Below are 626 nucleotides of genomic sequence, written 5' to 3'. Positions count from 1 at the left end.
TAAAGGAAGGGTCTCTAAGCAAATTTGTTATCAGCTGACCTCTATCTGACTCTCGTTTAAAGCCAAGTACTGTACTTGCAGAGTCATTCCACCAGTCCATCGCACCTTCAGAGTTAGTCATGACGACAGCCTCTTTTAGTGCATTGGTAGATAATTGGACACGAGCAATCATTGACCGCAAGTTTTCTTGAGTAATGCGATTTTGATATTGAATTTGATATAGACCGTCAAACAGATCGCCCCATAAACCATGGCTTTCGGGAATTGCTTGGTCTTCTTGTACACTGTAAAGCCAACGATGCAGCTTAACAGCCTGGCTGATTGTCCAGGCTAAGTAGGCAAAGCAGCCAATCGCGAGAACCCACGCTAATTCCCCAATCAGCAGGCCAAGTACCAGCAAGCCAATCACAGCCCAAAAAAGGGAGTATAAGTGACCGATGATTCGTTTGTGCATAACCTTATGCTCCAGCACAGGAAGACAGATTCATTCTCTGATTCAATAGTTTGCCATTAAAACGCAAACGGTACAGAGAGTGTGCACCCTTCGTCAATGATCGAAGTCATGTGCATGAAAAATCGAGCTCCTTGCCACCTTTCTTATTTTATAACAAAGTTACCAATGCTCA

The 626-nt window shown here is 43.8% G+C and carries 1 protein-coding gene; it reads right to left on the bottom strand.

All coding sequences use genetic code 11. The features are described 5' to 3' along the window. Positions 1–454 (bottom strand): phosphate regulon sensor protein PhoR (locus A3761_RS05310; RefSeq protein ID WP_156491625.1); only part of this gene is annotated, 454 nt, incomplete at its 3' end. Positions 455–626 lie beyond the last annotated feature (172 nt).

This window comes from Oleiphilus sp. HI0123, assembly GCF_001635315.1.
Note: the sequence above shows the minus strand (reverse complement) of the source record. Positions and strands in the feature narration are given on the sequence as shown.